The 18,240-nt window shown below is 54.4% G+C and carries 17 protein-coding genes; 6 read left to right on the top strand and 11 right to left on the bottom strand.

Annotation, left to right across the window (positions count from 1 at the left end; translation table 11 throughout):
* Positions 1-45: 45 nt before the first annotated feature.
* On the top strand, positions 46-1,410 hold the full coding sequence (gene mnmE / locus FFS28_RS15050; protein WP_137849946.1) for a tRNA uridine-5-carboxymethylaminomethyl(34) synthesis GTPase MnmE: 1,365 nt from the start codon (positions 46-48) through the stop codon (positions 1,408-1,410).
* Between the two features lie 207 nt (positions 1,411-1,617).
* Here mnmE and FFS28_RS15045 read toward each other — a convergent pair whose 3' ends face one another.
* Together FFS28_RS15045 and FFS28_RS15040 are read right to left on the bottom strand one after the other, a co-directional pair.
* Positions 1,618-1,869 (bottom strand): hypothetical protein, encoded by a 252-nt coding sequence (locus tag FFS28_RS15045; protein ID WP_137849945.1) that lies wholly within the window; start codon positions 1,867-1,869, stop codon positions 1,618-1,620.
* Positions 1,863-2,990, bottom strand: a complete 1,128-nt coding sequence (locus FFS28_RS15040) for a hypothetical protein (RefSeq protein ID WP_137849944.1) — start codon at positions 2,988-2,990, stop codon at positions 1,863-1,865. The genes FFS28_RS15045 and FFS28_RS15040 overlap by 7 nt, the downstream gene beginning before the upstream one ends.
* Before the next feature lie 207 nt (positions 2,991-3,197).
* Here FFS28_RS15040 and FFS28_RS15035 point away from each other — a divergent pair, with 207 nt between their 5' ends.
* The 4 genes from FFS28_RS15035 to FFS28_RS15020 all read left to right on the top strand — a co-directional run bounded on the left by FFS28_RS15035 (position 3,198) and on the right by FFS28_RS15020 (position 6,795).
* Positions 3,198-4,373, top strand: coding sequence for an MFS transporter (locus FFS28_RS15035; protein WP_137849943.1), 1,176 nt, complete (start codon positions 3,198-3,200; stop codon positions 4,371-4,373).
* The gene (yidZ, locus tag FFS28_RS15030) at positions 4,342-5,304 is read left to right on the top strand and encodes an HTH-type transcriptional regulator YidZ (RefSeq protein WP_006177580.1); all 963 of its coding nucleotides are present in this window, start codon (positions 4,342-4,344) and stop codon (positions 5,302-5,304) included. The genes FFS28_RS15035 and yidZ overlap by 32 nt, the downstream gene beginning before the upstream one ends.
* 141 nt (positions 5,305-5,445) lie before the next feature.
* Positions 5,446-6,192, top strand: a complete 747-nt coding sequence (locus FFS28_RS15025; RefSeq protein ID WP_102891917.1) for a 4'-phosphopantetheinyl transferase family protein — start codon at positions 5,446-5,448, stop codon at positions 6,190-6,192.
* Between the two features lie 36 nt (positions 6,193-6,228).
* Positions 6,229-6,795 (top strand): NADPH-dependent FMN reductase, encoded by a 567-nt coding sequence (locus FFS28_RS15020; RefSeq protein WP_006177578.1) that lies wholly within the window; start codon positions 6,229-6,231, stop codon positions 6,793-6,795.
* A 91-nt stretch (positions 6,796-6,886) separates the two neighbouring features.
* On the opposite strand, the gene adeP is transcribed toward FFS28_RS15020, so the two are convergent.
* Positions 6,887-8,224, bottom strand: coding sequence for an adenine permease AdeP (gene adeP, locus FFS28_RS15015; RefSeq protein WP_137903482.1), 1,338 nt, complete (start codon positions 8,222-8,224; stop codon positions 6,887-6,889).
* Between the two features lie 166 nt (positions 8,225-8,390).
* On the opposite strand from adeP, the gene yieH reads away from it, so the two are divergent.
* Positions 8,391-9,056, top strand: a complete 666-nt coding sequence (gene yieH / locus FFS28_RS15010; RefSeq protein WP_006177576.1) for a 6-phosphogluconate phosphatase — start codon at positions 8,391-8,393, stop codon at positions 9,054-9,056.
* A gap of 90 nt (positions 9,057-9,146) precedes the next feature.
* Here yieH and phoU read toward each other — a convergent pair whose 3' ends face one another.
* The 8 genes from phoU to FFS28_RS14970 all read right to left on the bottom strand — a co-directional run bounded on the left by phoU (position 9,147) and on the right by FFS28_RS14970 (position 18,237).
* Positions 9,147-9,872 (bottom strand): phosphate signaling complex protein PhoU, encoded by a 726-nt coding sequence (phoU, locus tag FFS28_RS15005; protein ID WP_006177575.1) that lies wholly within the window; start codon positions 9,870-9,872, stop codon positions 9,147-9,149.
* 13 nt (positions 9,873-9,885) lie between these two features.
* Positions 9,886-10,659 carry a phosphate ABC transporter ATP-binding protein PstB gene (gene pstB / locus FFS28_RS15000; RefSeq protein WP_006177574.1) on the bottom strand — a complete coding sequence of 258 codons (774 nt, stop codon included), beginning with the start codon at positions 10,657-10,659 and terminating at the stop codon, positions 9,886-9,888.
* Between the two features lie 47 nt (positions 10,660-10,706).
* A complete protein-coding gene (pstA, locus tag FFS28_RS14995) occupies positions 10,707-11,597 on the bottom strand; it encodes a phosphate ABC transporter permease PstA (protein ID WP_006177573.1) in 891 nt (296 codons plus the stop codon).
* Positions 11,597-12,556, bottom strand: coding sequence for a phosphate ABC transporter permease PstC (pstC, locus tag FFS28_RS14990; protein WP_006177572.1), 960 nt, complete (start codon positions 12,554-12,556; stop codon positions 11,597-11,599). Before pstC ends, pstA begins: the two co-directional genes overlap by 1 nt.
* A gap of 128 nt (positions 12,557-12,684) precedes the next feature.
* Positions 12,685-13,725 carry a phosphate ABC transporter substrate-binding protein PstS gene (gene pstS, locus FFS28_RS14985; RefSeq protein WP_058609904.1) on the bottom strand — a complete coding sequence of 347 codons (1,041 nt, stop codon included), beginning with the start codon at positions 13,723-13,725 and terminating at the stop codon, positions 12,685-12,687.
* Positions 13,726-13,972: 247 nt separating this feature from the next.
* Positions 13,973-15,025, bottom strand: a complete 1,053-nt coding sequence (locus FFS28_RS14980; RefSeq protein WP_137849942.1) for a fimbrial protein — start codon at positions 15,023-15,025, stop codon at positions 13,973-13,975.
* 9 nt (positions 15,026-15,034) lie between these two features.
* A complete protein-coding gene (locus FFS28_RS14975; RefSeq protein ID WP_137849941.1) occupies positions 15,035-17,554 on the bottom strand; it encodes a fimbria/pilus outer membrane usher protein in 2,520 nt (839 codons plus the stop codon).
* Complete coding sequence (locus FFS28_RS14970; RefSeq protein WP_137849940.1) at positions 17,554-18,237, bottom strand: fimbrial chaperone; 684 nt, start codon at positions 18,235-18,237, stop codon at positions 17,554-17,556. Before FFS28_RS14970 ends, FFS28_RS14975 begins: the two co-directional genes overlap by 1 nt.
* Positions 18,238-18,240: the final 3 nt, after the last annotated feature.

The following is an 18,240-nucleotide window of genomic DNA, read 5'->3' as shown; positions in this document are numbered from 1 at the left end:
GTCACATGACCGCCTTTTTTTATTGCAACAAAATAGAGACCAACCATGAGCCATAACGACACTATCGTCGCCCAGGCAACCCCACCGGGACGCGGTGGTGTAGGCATTCTGCGTATCTCCGGCCTGAAGGCGCGTGAGGTAGCCGAAGCGGTGCTGGGTAAGCTGCCAAAGCCGCGCTACGCTGATTATCTGCCGTTTAAAGACAGTGACGGCACGCCGCTGGATCAGGGCATTGCGCTGTGGTTCCCCGGCCCAAACTCCTTTACCGGGGAAGATGTGCTTGAGCTACAGGGCCACGGCGGCCCGGTGATCCTCGACCTGCTGTTAAAACGTATTCTGACCCTGCCCGGCCTGCGCATTGCGAAGCCGGGCGAGTTCTCCGAGCGCGCCTTTCTGAACGACAAGCTCGATCTGGCCCAGGCCGAGGCGATTGCCGACCTGATTGACGCCAGTTCTGAACAGGCGGCCCGCTCCGCACTGAACTCCCTTCAGGGAGCGTTTTCCGCGCGTGTGAACCACCTTGTGGAAGCCCTGACGCACCTCAGGATCTACGTCGAAGCGGCCATCGACTTCCCGGATGAGGAGATCGACTTCCTCTCTGACGGCAAAATCGAAGCCCAGCTTAACGAGGTGATGAAGGATCTCGACGCGGTACGCGCCGAAGCGCGTCAGGGCAGCCTGCTGCGTGAAGGGATGAAGGTGGTCATCGCCGGACGCCCCAACGCCGGCAAATCGAGCCTGCTGAACGCCCTGGCGGGCCGTGAAGCGGCGATCGTCACCGACATCGCCGGCACCACGCGCGACGTGCTGCGCGAGCATATCCATATCGACGGAATGCCGCTGCACATCATCGATACGGCCGGTCTGCGCGACGCCAGCGATGAGGTCGAACGAATTGGTATCGAACGCGCCTGGCAGGAGATCGAGCAGGCCGACCGCGTGCTGTTTATGGTGGATGGCACCACCACCGACGCCGTTGACCCAGCGGATATCTGGCCGGACTTTATCGCCCGCCTGCCTGCCAAACTGCCGATCACCGTAGTGCGTAACAAAGCGGATGTTACCGGCGAAACGCTGGGCATCAGCGATGTAAATAGTCACTCACTTATTCGCCTGTCAGCGCGTACCGGCGAAGGCGTGGACGACCTGCGCAACCATCTCAAGCAGAGCATGGGCTTTGATACCAGCATGGAAGGCGGCTTCCTGGCACGTCGTCGTCACCTGCAGGCGCTGGAAGAGGCGGCCAATCACCTTGTTCAGGGTAAAGCGCAGCTGATCGGCGCGTGGGCAGGAGAACTGCTGGCAGAGGAGCTGCGTCTGGCGCAGCAGAACCTGAGCGAGATCACCGGGGAGTTCACGTCGGATGATCTGCTGGGAAGGATTTTCTCGAGCTTCTGTATTGGTAAGTAATATTTGTCCGTGAACGTTCACTCACCCGCATTAACTGGCTGTTAATGCGGGTTTTTTATTGTCATACCAATACATGTTAATCAGGGGAGACGTCGTTTAATTGATCCCGAAGTAAGGGTGGCGCATAATTTTTTCCTTCTTCAACTTAAACGACAACCTCTCTTTCAGACAGTGTTATCGGATTATTACTTGCCCGGTAAATATCGTCTATTTAATACCCAGTTGTTTCAGGTATTCGCGCCCCATTTCTGATACACGATAACAGTCCATACCAGCAGGAGATTGGGGGATAATATCTACTAAACCAGCTCTAATGAGATTATCCACAAGCCTTGCAACATGACCAGTACCTTCGATTTTCTTGATGGTCATAGCACGATCGAGATTGTACCAGTTCCATTTAACGTCTTCGCTAGAAGCTATAAGTTTAAGTATATTTAACTCTACATTGTTTACCATAATGGGGCGTCCGGGTGATAAAGTTGATCGCCAGTTATTCTATAATCTTCAAGCGTGGCGGTATGGGTATTATTCCACAGTTCGTAAGCTTCTATGTTATCTGCGGGTCTACCTGTTTCCCATCCCAAATTACAGTAACGTTGATACTCTCGACATTCATGTGTGTAAAAATTTAAATCCACCTGCTCTGGTAAAATCTCGTCATTAGCTATTTTCTTAAGTCTGGCAATCATAAAATCATTACCGGGATCAGTATCAAAACGAGAGATATGTTTTTCAATGATATGTATTCCATCATAAGTTATGTTCGTACCTTCAGTTGTAAGGTATTCTACAGGTCCCCCAGCTTTTTCCGGATCAAACGGTCGTGATGTAAAAGTTCCCTTTGCTCCAAATGCTTCTAGCTTTTCTAACTCAGAACCGCCAACTCGCCCCATGGTAATCCCTGCAGCAATTGAAGCTCCAGCTATAAGCAATCCCTTTGTTTGATCACTCATTATCTGTTTATAACCTACTGCAGCATCTCCCCCGAGTTGCTCCGCAGTCTGCTGGAATCCCTCTATATTGCCGTTATAAATCCCACCTGCTGCCAGTAACCGTCCGGCAGCTTTGCTGTTAATGGTCTTTGTTGGCTGTGCAGGGGCATCGGTATAATGCTTTTTGATCGTTGGTGCGGGTTTCCTTCCGTGATGCTCGTTCAGGATGAACGCGTGAATATCTCTGACTTCCCGCTCAAACATTTCACTATAGTGGTCCATAAAGCAGTCATAGATCAGTTCACCGCGCTCATCAAAACTGAAAGGGTGGCGAATGTGATCCCATGGCTCTGTCGTATCAACTCCGATCATCCAGCCAAACTCAAGCTGCCATTTTACATTGTCAAAGAGTGCATCGTACTGGGTGGGATGTTTACGTAAGTAAGGATGTGCGCCAAAGCGATGATGCACCCCTTTCTTTCTCTCCGGTACTTCATTTGGAATAACACGGAAAGGATATGCCAGATAATCTAGTTCATAAAATATCGATGCCATTTTCATGGCTTCATCAGGTGAAAGGATGAATTGAATATCATCCAGTTTCAGTTCACATTTAGCATCCCATTTCATATAGAGGGTAAACATTCTTTTCCCTTTCCTTGGTTTTTTATGAATTTTCCGCTTAAAGTATTTAAAAATCAATTAGTTGAAAGTGTAGTAAAAAAGACTTTTATTGATAAGATAAGTATGAAAACACATCCATTTCCTCTCAGGAAATCACCATTGTCCAAATGGCAACTCGCCTAAACCTCTTTCTGCCCCTATTCTGCTTGCCTGTGTTTAGGGGGGGTTATGGCACGTTTTCTGTTTTGTAGTTTCGCGCTGGTTCTGCTTTATCCGTCGGGTATCGATATGTATCTGGTGGGGCTGCCGCACATCGCTCGCGATCTGAATGCCAGCGAAGCGCAGCTGCATATCGCGTTTTCGGCCTACCTGGCGGGGATGGCGTCGTCAATGGTGTTTGCCGGGCGCATCGCTGATAAAGCAGGTCGTCAGCCCGTCGCCATTACAGGCGCGGTGATTTTTGCGCTGGCTTCTGTGCTGTGTTCACTGGCTCAGGACAGCACGCTGTTCCTTACGGGTCGCTTTATTCAGGGCATTGGCGCAGGCGGCTGCTACGTGGTGGCCTTTGCAATTTTGCGCGACACCTTAAGCGCCCAGCGCCGCGCCAGGGTACTTTCCATGATGAACGGGATCACCTGCATCATCCCGGTGCTGGCACCGGTGGTGGGTTACCTGATCATGCTGAAATTTCCGTGGCAGAGCCTTTTCTGGACGATGGCGACCATGGGGGCGCTGGTCTTTATCCTGTCGATCGCCGTGCTGAAAGAGACGCATCCCGGCGCGCAGAAGGCAGGACATACCGCGACGATTCACCCGTCAGAGAAACTGCTGAACCGCTTTTTCCTCAGTCGCCTGGCGATAACGACGTTAAGCGTGGCGGTGATCCTCACCTATGTAAACGTTTCCCCGGTATTGCTGATGGAGATCATGGGCTTCGAGCGCGGTGAATATTCGGTTGTGATGGCGCTGAACGCGGTGGTCAGCATGACCGTCTCTTTCTCGATGCCTTTCGCCCTTAATATCTTCCGCCAGCGCACGCTGATGCTGACCTCTCAGGTCGTATTCCTCGTGGCGGGTGTGATCCTGGCGACCACCAGCTTACCCGCGATGATGCTGGTAGGCATTACGCTGATTTGTGCCGGCTTCTCCACCGGCTTTGGCGTGGCGATGAGCCAGGCGCTCGGTCCGTTCTCGCTGCGGGCCGGGGTGGCAAGCTCGGTGCTGGGCATTGCGCAGGTCTGCGGGTCGTCGCTGTGGATTTGGCTGGCGGCCATCATGGGCCTGAACGCGCTGAATATGCTGATCGGGGTACTGATTGGCTGTAGCATACTGTGCATTATCTTACTTTTAGCGACCCGGCCCGCAGCGCATTATGAAGAAGCCCCTCAGCAGTCTCGATCTTAACCTGTTGTTGTGCCTGCAGCTTTTGTTGCAGGAGCGCAGCGTCACCAAGGCCGCAAAACGGATGAATGTGACGCCGTCGGCGGTGAGTAAATCGCTGGCGAAGCTGCGCGACTGGTTCGACGATCCGCTGTTCGTCAAAACCCCGCTGGGGCTGCTGCCCACGCCGCTGACCGTGAGCCTCGAGCAGGATCTGGCCGACTGGATGCAGATAGGCAACCAGATCCTCGATAAGTTTCATCACGACACGCCCGGCGGCCTGACGTTTGAACTGGCGGCGGAAACGCCGCTGATGCTGATCCGGCTTAACGAGCTGCTGGCGCAGGTCAATCAGCGCTATCCCCAGGCCACGGTGAAGATGCGTCACTGGGATTACGACTCGCTGGACGCCATTACGCGCGGGGAAGTGGATCTGGGCTTTACCGGACGGGAAACGCACCCGCGCTCACGTGAACTGCTGAAGCTGATGCCGTGGTTTATCGATTACGAAATTCTGTTCAGCGATCGTCCGTGCGTCTATCTGCGGGACGATCATCCCGCGCTGGAGGAGGAGTGGAACCTGGAGACGTTCCTGCGCTACCCGCATATCAGCATTTTTTGGGAGCGCAGCGATACCTGGGCGCTGGACGAAGTGCTGCGCGAAATAGGCCGCGAGCGCAATATCGCCATGTGCTTGCCCGGGTTCGAACAGTCGATGTTTATGGCGGCACAGCCCGGCCATAACTACATCGCCACCGCACCGCATTATTGCCATCACTATAATCAGTACCACCAGCGCAAGCTGGTGAAGCTCCCCATTCCCGTTGATGACGCACAGGCGGAAAAGCTCACCGTGCCCTTCACTCTCATCTGGCATAAACGCAACAGCCACAATCCCAAAATCCTCTGGCTGCGCGAAACCATTAAAGCGCTTTATGGCGCTCCTCTGCGCTAAACGTCCCGATTTTGCCTAAGTAAATGTAAAGTTCGGTCCTAAGGCTTTTCTTAAAGCCATTTACTGATTAAAAGAAAGGCTAAGTTGAGCGATAATGATGTAACCGTTTAACCGACTACGACCATTATCAAGGAGCGAAAAATGGCTACGCATTTTGCACGTGGGACACTGACAGAAGGACGGCTTGTTTCGGCCCGCCTGTCGTCAGCGTGTCACCGTGAAGCACTGAAATTGCCGGAACATCGCAGGACGCGATATTTGGCCTCCAGAGCGCTTCTCGCAGAGCTGATGTTTATGCTGTACGGCACCATCGAACTGCCCGATATGATCACCCAACCCGAAGGCCGCCCGGTCTTTGCTGACCCCGACCTCCCTCGTTTCTCCATCGCCTATGCGGGCAATATTATCGGCCTTGCGCTCACCACCGAAGGTGACTGCGGGCTGGATCTGGAGCTTCAGCGTGCCACGCGCGGTTTTCACGTTATTAACCCGCATGAGGATTACCCGCTCTCCAGCAATGAAAAGCTGTGGATCCGAAACCAAAACGATCCCATTGAGGCCAAATCCCAGCTCATCACTCTGCGTCAGAGCATCCGCAAGCTGTGTGGCTGTGCGTCTGATGATGCCAGCCTGCTGCAGCTTCTGCCTGGCTCAGGACGGCTGCGTGCGGCGAAAGCCACGCGGGTCGAAGCGCTCAGCGACGCAGAAGACGTGCTGATCTGGTCCATCGCCGTCACGCCAGCGATTGAACGGCTGAAAATCTGGGAATTTGATAGTTTACGCGGGTGGCACTGCCTTCCGGATGTGCCCGATCGCGCCAACGAACCCGCGGCGCGTCTGATGAGATTAACCAGTTTACCGGCAGAAAAAGCATTTACCCTTAGCTGATCCATTCAGGGTCATCATGATGAAACAGGAGTAATCATGTCTGATACGTTGAAAGTTGTTACGTTACTGGGAAGCCTGCGCAAAGGTTCATTTAACGGCATGGTTGCCCGCACGCTGCCGCAGTTGGCACCGGCGGGGATGGACATCACCGCCCTGCCTTCTATTGGCGACATCCCGCTCTACGACGCCGACGTGCAGCAGGAAGAGGGTTTCCCGCAGAGCGTTGAGGCGCTGGCAGAGCAGATCCGCCAGGCCGACGGCGTCGTCATCGTTACGCCTGAATACAACTACTCGGTTCCCGGTGGCCTGAAGAACGCTATCGACTGGCTCTCTCGTTTACCGGAGCAACCGCTCGCGGGTAAACCGGTGCTGATTCAGACCAGCTCAATGGGCGCGATTGGCGGCGCGCGCTGCCAGTATCACCTGCGTCAGATCCTGGTGTTCCTGGATGCAATGGTGATGAACAAGCCGGAATTTATGGGTGGCGTGATTCAGAACAAGGTCGACCCGCAGACGGGTGAAGTGGTGGATCAGAGCACGCGTGACCATCTGTCTGGTCAGCTGACCGCGTTTGGGGATTATATTAAGCGGGTGAAAGCGTAATTGCCCTCACCCTGACCCTCTCCCACAGGGAGAGGGTATTCAGAACGTAGGTCAGGTAAGCAAAGCGCCACCTGACAACACAAACCGCACCTTAGTGCGCGTCAAGAAACACAATCTTCAGCACAAACAGCAGCGCCACGACGATCACGCACGGGCTGAGTTCGCGCAGGCGACCGGTCCCGATCTTCATTACGCAGTAAGATATAAAGCCCAGCGCGATACCTTCGGTAATCGAGAAGCTGAACGGCATCATCACCGCGGTAATAAACGCTGGCACCGCTTCGGTCAAATCGTCCCACTTCACGCGCGCCAGGCTGGACGTCATCAGCACGCCAACATAAATCAGCGCGCCAGCTGCCGCATACGGAGGCACCATGCCCGCCAGCGGAGAGAGGAAGATCACCAGCAGGAACAGCAGGCCGACGACAACCGCCGTCAGGCCGGTACGGCCGCCCACGGAGACGCCGGAAGAGGATTCAATGTAAGCGGTAACAGACGAGGTGCCGATGAAAGAGCCGGCGACGGAGGAGACGCTGTCCACAAACAGCGCCTGCTTCATGCGCGGGAACTTGCCTTTCTCATCCGCCAGACCCGCTTTGTCGGTCACGCCGATCAGCGTTCCGGAGGAGTCGAACAGGTTTACCAGCATAAACGAGAAAATCACGCCTGCCAGACCGAGGTTAAGCGAACCGGCCAGGTCTACGTGACCAATCACGGTCGACACGCTCGGCGGCGCAGAGACGATGCCGCTGTAGTGAACGTCACCCAGCATCCAGCCCAGCAGAGTAGTGACGATAATCGATACCAGCACCGCAGCGTGAATGTTGCGCGACGCCAGAATGGCGATGATAAAGAAGCCGAGCACGCCCAGCAGCACGCTGTGGGAGGTCAGGTTGCCAATGCTCACCAGGGTTTCCGGGTTCGCCACGATCACACCGGCGTTTTTCAGCCCCATCATGCCGATGAACAGGCCAATACCGCTGGTGATGCCCACGCGCAGGCTCACCGGGATATTCGCAATCATCCAGTAGCGCACGCGGAAAATGGTCAGCAGCAGCAGGCCAATCGCGCCCCAGAAGATGGCGCCCATACCAACCTGCCACGGCAGACCCATCGCCTGAACTACCACGAACGCGAAGAACGCATTCAGGCCCATTGCCGGTGCCAGTGCGACCGGCAGGTTAGCGAATACGCCCATCAGAATGCTGCCAAGCGCAGCGATCAGGCAGGTCGTCACGAAGACGGCGCTGGTATCCATGCCAGCCACGCCCAGAATTTGCGGGTTAACAAAAACGATATAGACCATCGTCAGGAAGGTAGTAAAACCGGCGATCACTTCGGTGCGTGCCGTTGTGCCGTGCTCGCGCAGTTTAAACACGCGCTCAAGCAGACCCTGACCAGATGTCTGGGTAGTGTGTTGTTGACTCATCATCAATTTCCGAACAAGGAGGGAAAATTCGTCGCTATCCTATACCAAAATGCGACAATAAGGGCGGTTACGGGATACTTTTTTTCATTGATTTTGCTTATACGGCAACGATTGCGTCTCGTAAATCTGCAGCACGTAAACGTTAAACTTGTTAAAAGGGAAAGGCATGTCCGGAATTGAAGCGGTATTTTTCGACTGCGACGGTACGCTGGTCGACAGTGAGGTCATTTGTTCCCGCGCGTATGTCGCCATGTTCCAGGAATTTGGCATTACGCTCGATCTCGACGAAGTGTTCAAACGCTTTAAGGGCGTCAAGCTCTACGAGATCATCGACATCATTAACGCAGAGCACGGCACGGATCTGGCGAAAGCGGATCTGGAGCCGGTGTACCGCGCCGAGGTCGCACGCCTGTTCGACTCAGAGCTGGAGGTTATTCCCGGCGCGAATGCGCTGCTGGATGCGATGACGGTGCCCATCTGCGTGGTCTCCAACGGACCGGTCAGCAAAATGCAGCATTCGCTCGGCAAGCTGGAGATGGTGCATCACTTCCCGGAAAAATTGTTCAGCGGCTACGATATCCAGCGCTGGAAGCCCGATCCGGCCCTGATGTTCCATGCGGCAAAGGCGATGAACGTGAACGTGGAGAACTGCATTCTGGTGGATGATTCCTCTGCGGGGGCGCAGTCGGGGATTGATGCGGGAATGGAGGTGTTTTACTTCTGTGCCGATCCGCACAACAAGCCGATCGATCATCCGAAAGTGACGACCTTTACCGACCTGGCGCAGCTGCCAGCGTTGTGGAAGGCTCGCGGGTGGGATATTACTCGCTGAAAAAACAAAGCCGGATGGCGCTAACGCTTATCCGGCCTACATGGCTCGTAGGCCCGGTTAGCGCAGCGCCACCGGGCATTTGAGTGCCGATCACTCTTTCGGATCTTTCCCCGCCAGCAGTTTGTCCAGCTCGTCGCCGCCCACGTGACGGAAATCCTGACCTTTCACGAAGTAGAAGATGTATTCACAAATGTTCTGGCAGCGGTCGCCGATACGCTCGATGGAGCGTGCGCAGAACAGGGCGGTCAGTACGCTTGGGATCGTCCGCGAATCTTCCATCATGTAGGTCATCAGCTGGCGCACGATACCTTCGTACTCCTGGTCGACTTTCTTGTCTTCACGGTAGATACGCACCGCTTCGTCCAGATCCATACGCGCAAAGGCATCCAGCACGTCGTGCAGCATCTGCACGGTGTGGCGGCCCAGCGACTCCAGGCTTACCAGCAGCGGCTGGTGCTGCTGGGAGAATTTCTCCAGCGCGGTACGGCAGATTTTATCGGCCACGTCGCCAATACGTTCCAGCTCGGCGATGGTTTTGATGATCGCCATCACCAGACGCAGGTCGCTCGCCGTTGGCTGGCGCTTGGCAATAATGCGCACGCAGGCCTCGTCGATGGCCACTTCCATCATGTTGACGTTCTGATCGCCTGCGATAACGCGCTTCGCCAGCTCGCTGTCCTGGTTGTGCATGGCAGTGATCGCATCAGAAAGCTGCTGCTCCACCATGCCACCCATGGTCATCACCTGGGTGCGGATGCTTTCCAGCTCTGCGTTGAACTGGCCGGAAATGTGTTTATTAAGATTGAGGTTGTCCATGGTTCACTCCAAATCAACCGTAGCGGCCAGTAATATAATCTTCAGTTTGTTTCTTCGCGGGGCGGGTGAACAGCGCATCCGTATCGCTAAACTCAATCAGCTCGCCCAGGTACATAAACGCCGTGTGATCGGAGCAACGCGCAGCCTGCTGCATGTTGTGGGTCACGATAACCACGGTGTAATCCTGCTTCAGCTCGGTGATCAGCTCTTCAATGCGGCCCGTGGAGATAGGGTCCAGCGCGGAACACGGCTCATCAAGCAGCAGCACTTCCGGGCGGATGGCGATGCCGCGCGCAATGCACAGACGCTGCTGCTGACCGCCGGAGAGAGAGTAACCGCTCTGGTGTAACTTATCTTTGGTTTCGTTCCACAATGCGGCCTTGGTCAAGGCCCACTGCACGCGCTCGTCCATATCGGCACGGGAGAGCTTTTCGAACAGGCGTACGCCAAACGCAATGTTGTCATAAATCGACATCGGGAACGGCGTCGGTTTCTGGAACACCATGCCCACTTTCGCGCGCAGCAGGGCGATATCCTGGGCGTGGGTCAAAATGTTTTCCCCGTCCAGGATGATTTCACCTTCGGCGCGCTGCTCCGGATAGAGCGAATACATCTTGTTAAAGGTACGCAGCAGGGTAGATTTACCGCAGCCGGACGGACCGATGAATGCCGTGACCTGGTTCTTCGCGATATCCAGGTTGATGTTCTTCAGGGCATGGAATTTGCCGTAGTAGAAGTTCAAATCACGAACCTGAATCTTACCCGGGGCAGTATCAACCATACTCATTGACTCATTTCCTCATTCGGCGCCGCGATGTGCCGCGCCGTAAAAATTTAACCGTGTTTCTTCTTCGCGAAAATGACGCGCGCCAGAATGTTCAGCAACAGTACGCAAAGGGTGATGATCAGCACCCCGGCCCACGCCAGTTGCTGCCATTCCGCGAATGGGCTCATCGCAAATTTAAAGATCGTCACCGGCAGGTTGGCGATCGGCTGCATCATGTCCGTGCTCCAGAACTGGTTCGAGAGCGACGTAAACAGCAGCGGTGCCGTTTCCCCGGCGATACGTGCCACCGCCAGCAGGATACCGGTCATGATCCCGGAGATAGACGCTTTGAGCGTAATCGCGGAGATCATCTTCCATTTCGGCGTCCCCAGTGCGTAAGCCGCTTCGCGCAGGCTGTCCGGCACCAGTTTCAGCATGTTCTCGGTGGTGCGGATGACGATGGGCACCTGCAGCAGCGCCAGCGCAATCACGCCTGCCCAGCCGGAGAAGTGTTCCATCTGCGCCACCACAACGGTGTAAACGAACAGACCAACGACGATAGACGGCGCAGACAGCAGGATGTCATTGATGAAGCGAATGACTTCAGCCAGCCAGGATTTCCGGCCATACTCCGCCAGATAAATCCCCGCCATGATGCCCAGCGGTGTACCAAAGACCGTCGCCCAGAGGATCAGCAGGCCGCTGCCCGCCAGGGCGTTTGCCAGACCACCGCCCGCCGTATTGGGCGGCGGCGTCATTTCGGTGAACAATGCCAGAGACATGCCGTCGATGCCGCGGGTAATGGTCGACATCAGGATCCAGATCAGCCAGAACAGGCCGAACGCCATCGTCGCCATGGAGAGCGTCAGCGCAATGCGGTTTTTGAAGCGGCGCTTCGCCTGCATTTTGCGGCGGGATTCTGCCAGCGCTGGGCTGCTTTGCATTTCGAGCGTTGCCATTAGCGTGCCCCCTCATTTTTAGCGAGACGCATAATCATCAGCTTGGAAATCGCCAGAACGATGAAGGTGATAACAAACAGGATCAGCCCCAGTTCCATCAGCGCCGCCACGTGCAGCCCGGATTCTGCTTCGGCGAATTCGTTCGCCAGCGCAGAGGTAATGCTGTTACCTGGCATGAACAGCGATACGCTGTCGAGCTGGTAGGTGTTACCGATAATAAAGGTGACCGCCATGGTTTCACCCAGCGCGCGGCCCAGGCCCAGCATAATGCCGCCGATGACACCATTTTTGGTGAACGGAAGAACGATGCGCCAGATAACTTCCCAGGTGGTGCAGCCGATGCCGTAGGCCGACTCTTTCATCATCACCGGGGTTTGCTCGAAGACATCGCGCATCACCGCCGCAATGTACGGAATAATCATGATGGCGAGGATCACGCCTGCCGCCAGAATACCGATACCAAATGCCGGGCCAGCGAACAGGGCGCCAACAAACGGGATGGTGGAGAGAACGTTGCCGACCGGCTCCTGGAAGTAGGTCGCGAACAGCGGCGCAAAGATAAACAAGCCCCACATGCCGTACACGATACTGGGGATCGCGGCCAGCAGTTCAATGGCGATGCCCAGCGGGCGACGCAGCCAGCCTGGTGCCAGCTCCGTCAGGAACAGGGCGATACCAAAGCTCACCGGAACCGCAATCAGCAGGGCGATAAACGAGGTCACCAGCGTGCCGTAAATCGGCACCAGCGCACCGTAGATGTCGTTTGGCGCATCCCACTCTTTGGTCCACAGGAAGGAGAAACCGAATTTCTGGATGCTCGGCCATGAGGAGAAAATCAGAGACACGATAATGCCGCCCAGCAGCAATAGCACAATCAGCGCAGCCAGTCTGACCAGCGCGCTGAAAATCATGTCACCTTTTTTACCCGGAGGGTTAAATACAGGCTTGGTTGCAGCCATAAATTACTCTTCTGTTTGAAACGTCTTACGAATATGCCCGGTGGCGCTAACGCTTACCGGGCCTACAGGTGGAGCCGTAGGACGGGATAGCATTAGCGCCACCCGCCATCTTCGTCAAAAATATCCTGTTAGTACAGCGCTTTACCGCTGCTGTCTTTCACGTTGGTTTTCCATGCAGCACGAATCTGCTCAACCACGCTGTCCGGCAGGCTGGCGTAATCCAGATCGTTCGCCTGTTTGCCGCCGTTTTTGTATGCCCAGTCGAAGAACTTCAGCACTTCAGCACCCTGCTCAGGTTTCTTCTGATCTTTGTGGACCAGAATGAAGGTGGTAGAGGTGATTGGCCAGGCGTCATCGCCTTTCTGGTTCGTCAGATCCTGAGCGAAGGATTTGCTCCAGTCAGCGCCTTTCGCGGCGTTAGCGAAGTTCTCTTCGGTCGGGCTAACCGGTTTGCCGTCCGCAGACATCAGTTTGGTATAGGCCAGGTTATTCTGCTTCGCGTAAGCGTACTCTACGTAACCGATGGAGCCCGGCAGACGCTGGACGAACGCGGCGATACCGTCGTTACCTTTGCCGCCCAGACCCGTTGGCCAGTTAACGGTAGAGCCAGAACCGACTTTCGATTTCCACTCTTCGTTCACTTTCGCCAGGTAGCTGGTGAAGACGAAGGAGGTACCGGAACCGTCAGCACGACGCACCACGGCGATGTTCTGCGAAGGCAGTTTTACGCCCGGGTTCAGTTTGGTGATGGCTTCGTCATCCCATTTTTTGATTTTGCCGAGGTAGATATCACCCAGGGTTTTACCGTCCAGCACCAGCTCGCCAGACTTCAGTCCCGGGATATTCACCGCCAGCACCACGCCGCCAATCACGGTAGGGAACTGGAACAGGCCTTCCTGCGCCAGCTTGTCATCAGACAGCGGAGCATCGGACGCGCCGAAATCGACGGTGTTTGCGGTAATTTGTTTTACGCCACCGGAGGAGCCGATACCCTGATAGTTAACCTTGTTGCCGGTTTCTTTCTGGTAGGTATCCGCCCATTTGGCATACACCGGCGCAGGGAAGGTTGCACCCGCGCCTGTCAGGCTTGCTGCTGCAAAGGCAGAGAAAGCGCTCAGAGATAAGGTCGCGGCGACAACAGTTGCGACAGTGGTACGCATAACTTTCATAATGTCTCCTGCAAGGATTTCGTAAATCATTGTTTAAGTGGCTACGATGAGCAAAATAGGACAAACAGGTGACAGATAAATGTACGAAATATGACAGTTTTATGACAATGGAAAGCGCGTGTTTAACCTGATGAAAAATAACAGTATTAATTCATGGCGCGGTCATTTTTTTGTCATATTTTTTTGAGAGACGGTAACGCTGAGAGGGCAAATATGACAACGGCTGTCATAAACAGCCGTTGAGACATCAGTTGATGATTTCTATCGTGAGCGTCGCCGTTGCGGAGAAAGGCCCCGGCTGAGGTTTGGCCCCGGTGGCGCTGGCTGGCGCACCTGAAAAAGTGAGCGTGCCCTGCATATCACCCAGTGTCTCGGGGGATTGTGTCGTTTCAGCCGCAAGTGCCCCGCCGTTAACGTTCACTTCCTTGTCCCGCTTATCGTAAATCTTAATGCCGACGTCCGGATTATTTGTCGCAACCATGGTGCCATCCGGGCTTGAGCCAGAGGCCTGTATCGTGGCCCCGAGTAGGTCGAGAGTAAACATATTTGAGCATTTAATATTAACCTGCCGCGTGATCTTATGCCGCTTCAACGCCTCGCCTTTTACAGAGGGAAACTCGGAGGCGAGGATTTTTTTGAAATCAAACATAATCGTCTGGCCTTCGTCTATTTCACAGGTTTGCGGAACCGTTAACGACCCCTCAACGATCACGTCAGAAATCACTTCATGCGAAACGGTAACAGGATCGATGGTGGCATAGATATTAGCCATAACCGTTCTCGGTATATTGACGACGCCCGTAAAATGCCTTTTGACGTATAAATAGATAATACCCGAGCCGCCGCTGTAAAAGGTGGTGGCTGAACTGATGCCGTCATGGCATCCGTAGTGCCCCCCCGTGTCATTAGGCATATGATCGAAGGGCACTGACACGTAGCCTTTTCCAAGAACGTAAACAATCAGGCCAATATCAAGCTGGGCGTTGAGATCGTAAAAATGCACGTTTCGTCTAACGGCAGTAGGCTTTAAGGAAGGATTAACGATACTGGTGATATAGGCATATTTATAGGTCTCGTCTTTTCCCGTCAGACAGTAGCACGTGCCTTTAAATGACAGTGTCCCGTTATCGATCATGATGTCTTCGAACATTCCGACAGAACTTGCCGTCCAACTGAGTTGTTTATTGAACTGGAAATTATTGTGGTAAACGCCGTTATCCGGCACGCAGTACCCCGTCGGCGCGGACCGCGCAAAAAAAGCGGCAAAAAAAAGGGCTAAAAGCCAGAAGCGTGATTTCATTTTTATCCTTTATCGACAAATGACGGGAAGCTGGACAAGCCCAAAATCGGGTTGCTGGTGGATGACGTAATCGGCCCGGCAGATCTTGCCGTCGCTCAGGGTGAGGGTGAACTGACCGGTTTCCGGCATCCCTGCAAGGTAGAGTTCACCCCCATCGCCCACGATGCCCGTCACGCTGCCGGTAGGTAGCGTTGCGGTGCCCATCGCACCGAAGGGGGCTGGTTTGCCACTGGCCAGCGCAACGTTAAACAAAACCCGGTAGCCGATGTGCGTGACAAATTCAGCCTTAACCACCGCGCCGCGCGTGGGCACAAGCTGCTGTACGCTTTTCTCAAGCTCGATATTGCCGGACGTGAAGTCATTATTGCCAAGCGCGATACGGTTTTCGTCGTAAGGCGATAGCTGCGTTTTAACGGTATAACCGCGCCAGTCGGTCGCTACTCCATTTTCGTTATCAACAGACAGCCCGGCCGCTCCCGGCGCTTTTATCAGCGCCACGGTTTCGCCCATCTCCTGGGAGAAGGTGATCCCCTCAGAGTGGACCAGCACGCCGCCGCTGACACCGTAGTTCACGCTTTGGCTTTCATCGCTCCAGGCATAGTTTGCCTTCATAGAACCATACGAAGCATCCCAGTTCAGGCCAGCGTTTCCGCCTGCGTTAGCGTTGTTTTCGTAATATGACTGCTGCAGGTTCCAGCTCAGGTTGTTATCTTCGAGCACGTTGCCGTTTAGCCCCACCTGGTGGGACGGGCTGCTGTGGCCGCTGTGAGCGTAGCTGTAGTTGGCGTAACTGTGCGGCAACCAGTCTGATAAGGGCAACGAGACGGAGAGCATAATCACATGCTCGCTTTCATCCTCATGCTGCCACTCTCCCACGCTGCTGCCCGCCGTATCGGTGTAGTTCCATGACAGGTTCCACATAATTTGCCGCCAGCTGTTGCTGTAGCCCACCTGAATCAGGCGCTCAACGTCATCCGTTTGCCAGTATTGCTCCCGGCTCAGCGTCAGATAAATGTTGCCGTAACCTTCCGTAAACGGCTGGGTCCAGGTGCCTTCAAGCCGGCTGCGACGGTTGCCCGTTTGCCAGAAACTGTCGCTGTCGCCGTTACGCGAAGCCCATTCATCCAGCGTATAGAAGCCTTCCGTCGAATAGCGATAGCCAACGATACGCAGGCTGGTATTACTGACATCAAAGGTTTTGGAGTACAGAAAACGCCAGGATTGCCCCTGCGTTTGGTCGTCGGAAAAGCGTGAGTCAGCGTGGGTCACATCGATCGACACCGCGCCGATGTCGCCCAAATCTTTACCGAGGCCCGCCGCAAAGGCGGAATAGTCTTCCGCCAGCTGGGTTCCGCCGTAGAGCGTCATCCCCCAGGGCATACCGCGCAGCATCTGCGCCTGCATGACGTCAGGTGAAAAACGATTATCGTTGCGATACTCGCCGACGCTGATATCCACATCCGTTTGGCCTTCGCGACGCAATATCGCCAGGGAAGCGTAAGGCTGCACAAAATGTTGTTCGCTGCCGTCTTCCTCTTTGATGGTGACGTCGAGGTCGCCGCCGCTGGAGGTAGTATTGAGATCGGTCAGCGCAAACGGCCCCTGCGGCACTGCCGACTGGTAAATCATGTATCCATTCTGGCGGATCGTCACCACGGCGTTCGATTTCGCCACGCCGCGAACGATGGGGGCAAACCCATTCATGCTGTCTGGCAGCATGTCGTTATCCGTATAAAGACGCACGCCACGGATCTGCGCGCTGTCAAAGAGGTCGTTCGCGGTCCAGGTGTCGCCTACCATAAACTGGCTGCGCAACGGTGCGATATCATGCTGTAAGTAAGTGCTTACTGAATGATAACTTCCGTGGCTGTTAACGGCATTGAGTGCACTGTAGTTGCGAAGCCGCCAGCCTCCCAGATTGATGCCGCTGCGCAGGTTAAGGTAGTAGAGATCGTCGCTGTTATAGTCTGACTTCAGGGTCTGCATGGTGGAAAAGTCATAGTTGAGCATCAGTGCATTGATGCCCTGATCCCAGCGCGACGGTGAAATGGCATCCCGAACCGACGCATCAAGATAGATTTGTGGCACAGAGACGTTAAGCGCCAGCTTTTCACCGTCGAATATCCATGCCGACCCCGGCAGCTCGGGGACGGCTTCACAGCGTTCGGCGTTGACGCGATCTAATGCTTTGATTGCGTCAACCTTCACCCCGAACCCGCTCAGCGTATTTTTTAAATCCGTGAAGCAAGGCGCAAGATCGCTCTGTTCATCTTTTCGCGAAAAAAGCACCTCGCGGCGCTCGACGAAGCGGTCGTTGACATAGATATCGACTTTATATGTCCCCTCAGGAAGCGTGTGGGGGCGGTCAAACTGGCTAATGTCGATATCAACGGGCTGATCCAACTCCAGCAAACGGGTATTGAATAAGGCCTCTTTGGCAGAAACCAGATGCGGATAGCCCGCCCACACGGCGATAAGCGGTAAAAAAGACAAACGAGAAAGCTTCAACGTATACCGTCCCATCTGCATTAAAGAGGTTGTCTGATAGCGTCGCTGATTGCGCCATAATCACTGATACAGTGCCATGTGAGGGTCTTTCCCAATGCGTCTGCGGGTAAGGCTATCTGTAGCGTGTCGAACGGTTTAATCATTGCCAGCTCAAGCGGTTTACCATCCACCGCAACGTCAATCACATTGATATGGATCGGCGTAGGATTGGTCACCACCAGCATTTTTCCCTGTCGCTGCCATTTCACTTTTTGGCTTGCCGTCTCCGGTTTTTCATTAATGCCTGCAGGCCGCCAGAAAAGTTTGATCCGGGTTTTAATGGCTATCTCAAGTTTGCTGCCTTCTTTATCGGGCGACGGGGGTATATTTTTTACGTTTAGCCAAAACACCGACTCCCGATCGGACGGTAATTCACCTTTGGTTTTGATAATGCGTAATACGCGCTCTTGCTTTGGCTCAAGACGAGAAACAGGAGGAATCACGGTAAACGGCGGTTTATCCTTACCTTGTCCGGTAAAAGGCTCAATCCACGTCTGAAGCAGATAAGGGATCGCAGCATCTTTATTGAGCACTGAAAGCGTGGTGTCAGCGCTCTCGCCTTTAAAGATAACCCGAGTGCCGCCGATAATTATCCCAGACCAGCACGGTGAAATACCAAAAGATAAAAACAGAGAGAGAATTAATATTATACGGCGCCCACGCATGTT

It is taken from the genome of Enterobacter sp. 2VL, from assembly GCF_005503595.1.
Taxonomy (GTDB): Bacteria; Pseudomonadota; Gammaproteobacteria; order Enterobacterales; family Enterobacteriaceae; genus Enterobacter; species Enterobacter cancerogenus.
This window is presented reverse-complemented; position numbering and strand designations above follow the sequence as displayed.

Bases quoted from the DNA above. Each gene is read 5' to 3' on its own strand.
- mnmE (WP_137849946.1), top strand. From the start codon at position 46: ATGAGCCATAACGACACTATCGTCGCCCAGGCAACCCCACCGGGACGC.
- FFS28_RS15045 (WP_137849945.1), bottom strand. From the start codon at position 1,869: ATGGTAAACAATGTAGAGTTAAATATACTTAAACTTATAGCTTCTAGC.
- FFS28_RS15040 (WP_137849944.1), bottom strand. From the start codon at position 2,990: ATGTTTACCCTCTATATGAAATGGGATGCTAAATGTGAACTGAAACTG.
- FFS28_RS15035 (WP_137849943.1), top strand. From the start codon at position 3,198: ATGGCACGTTTTCTGTTTTGTAGTTTCGCGCTGGTTCTGCTTTATCCG.
- yidZ (WP_006177580.1), top strand. From the start codon at position 4,342: ATGAAGAAGCCCCTCAGCAGTCTCGATCTTAACCTGTTGTTGTGCCTG.
- FFS28_RS15025 (WP_102891917.1), top strand. From the start codon at position 5,446: ATGGCTACGCATTTTGCACGTGGGACACTGACAGAAGGACGGCTTGTT.
- FFS28_RS15020 (WP_006177578.1), top strand. From the start codon at position 6,229: ATGTCTGATACGTTGAAAGTTGTTACGTTACTGGGAAGCCTGCGCAAA.
- adeP (WP_137903482.1), bottom strand. From the start codon at position 8,224: ATGAGTCAACAACACACTACCCAGACATCTGGTCAGGGTCTGCTTGAG.
- yieH (WP_006177576.1), top strand. From the start codon at position 8,391: ATGTCCGGAATTGAAGCGGTATTTTTCGACTGCGACGGTACGCTGGTC.
- phoU (WP_006177575.1), bottom strand. From the start codon at position 9,872: ATGGACAACCTCAATCTTAATAAACACATTTCCGGCCAGTTCAACGCA.
- pstB (WP_006177574.1), bottom strand. From the start codon at position 10,659: ATGAGTATGGTTGATACTGCCCCGGGTAAGATTCAGGTTCGTGATTTG.
- pstA (WP_006177573.1), bottom strand. From the start codon at position 11,597: ATGGCAACGCTCGAAATGCAAAGCAGCCCAGCGCTGGCAGAATCCCGC.
- pstC (WP_006177572.1), bottom strand. From the start codon at position 12,556: ATGGCTGCAACCAAGCCTGTATTTAACCCTCCGGGTAAAAAAGGTGAC.
- pstS (WP_058609904.1), bottom strand. From the start codon at position 13,725: ATGAAAGTTATGCGTACCACTGTCGCAACTGTTGTCGCCGCGACCTTA.
- FFS28_RS14980 (WP_137849942.1), bottom strand. From the start codon at position 15,025: ATGAAATCACGCTTCTGGCTTTTAGCCCTTTTTTTTGCCGCTTTTTTT.
- FFS28_RS14975 (WP_137849941.1), bottom strand. From the start codon at position 17,554: ATGCAGATGGGACGGTATACGTTGAAGCTTTCTCGTTTGTCTTTTTTA.
- FFS28_RS14970 (WP_137849940.1), bottom strand. From the start codon at position 18,237: ATGCGTGGGCGCCGTATAATATTAATTCTCTCTCTGTTTTTATCTTTT.